The organism is Nostoc sp. WHI, assembly GCF_015714725.1.
Lineage (GTDB): Bacteria > Cyanobacteriota > Cyanobacteriia > Cyanobacteriales > Nostocaceae > Nostoc.
Window position 1 is genome coordinate 1 of sequence record NZ_WBKM01000022.1, and the last position, 2,687, is coordinate 2,687.

Genomic DNA, 2,687 nt, shown 5'->3' on the forward strand with positions numbered 1-2,687 from the left:
GCTATCAGCAAGAGTTTCTGGCGGCATTTGTAATTTGAGATGCGTCACTTTGTAAGAGATGCTAAAAAGCTACATTTCATCTTGAAATATTGTTTGGGTAAATTATGGAAATCAAGACTATTGCTGTAACTTACACACGTAAGTTCAATTTAGGCGACTATGAATCTTTAGAGTTAAGTTGCTCACTATGGGGACAAATTGACCCAAAAGAAGAAGATGCACAAGGGGCGACACAATTTCTATTTCAACAAGCAAAGGATTCAGTTAAGGAAGCTGCAATTCCAGTAATTAAAGCTTCTACTCATCAAATGAATAAAGCCAAAGCGTACAAGCACTCTGCAACAAATCAATTTGACGAACTGGATAAATTCTAATAACTGAAATTCACCTTTTAAATTCAAAAATATTTTAGTCAAGCATTAATACTGCTTGGCTATTTTTTTTCAGCCATCGCTTTGCCCCCTACAAACCACAACAGGAAAGACATCATGCCTAAAAAAGCTAACCCAGTCCCAAAAGACCATTCCCAGTTATGCCTTCAGTACCTCCGCCGTTGCGGTGGCAGCGCTCGATTATGCAGTATCAACTTTAGCTTGGGAGTGATTCAAACATTGGTCAATCAAAGAAGAGTAAAGATTACAAATACAGGTGCAGGATTTTTTGTGGAGTTAGACGAAGCGAAATGAAAACCCATAAAGTAACTCATCAATCATCTTTACCTTCAAATACTCGTAATAAATTAGTTCTTCGTCGGACTCGAAAAAGATTTAGCCCCAAAGTATTCATTGACCTCACCATAGAAAGAACTGCAATCGCCTCTCTGCTTTTAACTGGGTTTTTAGGAGTTGGAGCAATGGGATGTTGGGGAATGGAGATTATCGAGACAAATGCTAATCCCAACATAATTATCTCTGGCTGGCAGCAACAGAAAAATATCTGCCTGGGTGCAATGCTGGTAAGTTTTTCCGCCTTCTTAGGGAGTTCTTTAATCGCAGCAAGTTTCAGTATTCACCGGGATAAATTTTAGGGAGAGAAACAGCAATGGAAATCAAGTTAACCACATCAGAGATTCGGGCTATCTTGCAAGGGTGTCAATATACGTTGCAGCTTGTGGGGAGCAGTAAGGATTATCGCAGGCTTCAATCATCCGAGTACTTTTCTACATCAAATGATGTGGTATTAAACGATGCGTTCAATGTTTTGGGAGAAATAGTGAACGCAATTGATGCTGTACAACAGGCAACTCAACAGTAAATAGCAAGAATCTAAATTTAGAGGATCAACAAAATGACATTGACTTTGGACAACCGCTCTCAAAACAAAGAATCGCCCCTGCCGCAATGCTTGCGTCAGATACAACAGTTAAACTCCAAAATTGCTGTGTTAGAGCAGCAGCATCAAGATTACGTGCAGAAGCAACAAAATCTGATTGCTGCCATCGCTGAAATCTGTGTTTCTCCAATGCAGGAAATACAAGCGCTGCGGATTCTGATTTATCGGGGAGAAACAGCCTGTCGGCAGTACTTGCGTTCAGTGTTGGTCAAACAAAGTCAGGCTTCTATCAAAAAATAAGGGAGGCAAAAATGTCAAATGTTGTATTAACCAAAGGCAGACTGTATATGTTTCGTGGCGTTCAACTGCGGTACAGCCACCAACGTCAATGCGCTATGCAAGCGCGATATGTGTTCACTGATTCATTGGGCAAGCGTCGGGAATTGGGAGGGCAGATTGTGCGGCGGGAAGTTCGAGAGATTCGGGAGTTGGCAAAGAACTGAAGCTTGAAATTTTACGCGCTCAGTGATTCAAGTGTTGTATCGGCTATTTCCAAAACTTGACCCAACCAATATGAAGTTTGCCCAGCCGCCGACTGCCTTTGTTGGGCATCAAACCAAATTTCATCCCAATGAAATAGCCAACGAGTTAAAAGACGACCTAAATCAACTAACTCACAAGCTCGGTCAATGTCGTCTGCTTTTACCATGTCGGGGACAGTCCACTCAAGAAAGTACCGACTTTCCTTAATCAGATCGAGTATTAATTCCTGGGATGATGCCCCAGTCCACAAAGACTGAATTTGTGATAAGTGATTTGCCAAGTGATGCAAACGGGTAGTCACATCATCTTGCATAAAAACTTGTTGCTCTGGTGTCACTTCGATCATACATTTCCCAGGAACTCGATAATAATTTGAGCTACTCTTTCCCTAATGATAGAGTCTAAAAGCTCCATTGACCGATTCTGACGGGGACGGAGATTAACCATTGACTCAAAAATCATTCTTCCAGTCAAAGGCATAAAGCTTGCTGCCCAGATAGTTTCTTGCCGACTACCATCATTCAGTAAAGCCTGTTCACAGTCATAATGCAAATTTCCACCCCCAACTAATACTCGACGTTCAATATCTACGGCAGTTTTGATGTAGAACTTATGCTCTTGAAGCATTTGTTCAAGTTGTTCAGGGGTAGCGCTCTCGTGTAACAACAAAATCATGCAACTTAAAACCTCTATCAAGCAAAGGAATTTTAATTATGAAACAGAATCAAGTACAAGTAATTGTTGTAAGTTTTACTGGCACATTAGCGGCTATATCTATCGGGTATTTAGGAGTACAATTTTTTGGCAAAAATACAATGTACATGATTGCTACAGGAATGTTTGGGCTGGGTACTGGGGGATGTATTGGTCAG

The 2,687-nt window shown here is 40.9% G+C and carries 8 protein-coding genes; 6 read left to right on the plus strand and 2 right to left on the minus strand.

Going from position 1 to position 2,687, the window contains the following annotated elements; genetic code table 11:
- The first annotated feature begins 104 nt into the window (after nt 1–104).
- The 6 genes from F8S12_RS02255 (at nt 105) to F8S12_RS02280 (ending at nt 1,775) form a co-directional block, all read left to right on the plus strand.
- The gene (locus F8S12_RS02255) at nt 105–374 is read left to right on the plus strand and encodes a hypothetical protein (protein WP_196514596.1); all 270 of its coding nucleotides are present in this window, start codon (nt 105–107) and stop codon (nt 372–374) included.
- Between the two features lie 114 nt (nt 375–488).
- Nucleotides 489–686 (plus strand): hypothetical protein, encoded by a 198-nt coding sequence (locus F8S12_RS02260; protein WP_196514597.1) that lies wholly within the window; start codon nt 489–491, stop codon nt 684–686.
- Nucleotides 683–1,027 (plus strand): hypothetical protein, encoded by a 345-nt coding sequence (locus F8S12_RS02265; protein WP_196514598.1) that lies wholly within the window; start codon nt 683–685, stop codon nt 1,025–1,027. The genes F8S12_RS02260 and F8S12_RS02265 overlap by 4 nt, the downstream gene beginning before the upstream one ends.
- A gap of 14 nt (nt 1,028–1,041) precedes the next feature.
- Nucleotides 1,042–1,254, plus strand: a complete 213-nt coding sequence (locus F8S12_RS02270; RefSeq protein ID WP_196514599.1) for a hypothetical protein — start codon at nt 1,042–1,044, stop codon at nt 1,252–1,254.
- A gap of 33 nt (nt 1,255–1,287) precedes the next feature.
- Nucleotides 1,288–1,572 carry a hypothetical protein gene (locus F8S12_RS02275; RefSeq protein WP_196514600.1) on the plus strand — a complete coding sequence of 95 codons (285 nt, stop codon included), beginning with the start codon at nt 1,288–1,290 and terminating at the stop codon, nt 1,570–1,572.
- Between the two features lie 11 nt (nt 1,573–1,583).
- Nucleotides 1,584–1,775 carry a hypothetical protein gene (locus F8S12_RS02280; RefSeq protein ID WP_196514601.1) on the plus strand — a complete coding sequence of 64 codons (192 nt, stop codon included), beginning with the start codon at nt 1,584–1,586 and terminating at the stop codon, nt 1,773–1,775.
- 11 nt (nt 1,776–1,786) lie between these two features.
- On the opposite strand, the gene F8S12_RS02285 is transcribed toward F8S12_RS02280, so the two are convergent.
- Complete coding sequence (locus tag F8S12_RS02285; protein ID WP_196514602.1) at nt 1,787–2,161, minus strand: hypothetical protein; 375 nt, start codon at nt 2,159–2,161, stop codon at nt 1,787–1,789.
- On the minus strand, nt 2,158–2,490 hold the full coding sequence (locus F8S12_RS02290) for a DUF5674 family protein (RefSeq protein WP_196514603.1): 333 nt from the start codon (nt 2,488–2,490) through the stop codon (nt 2,158–2,160). The genes F8S12_RS02285 and F8S12_RS02290 overlap by 4 nt, the downstream gene beginning before the upstream one ends.
- Between the last annotated feature and the right edge of the window lie 197 nt (nt 2,491–2,687).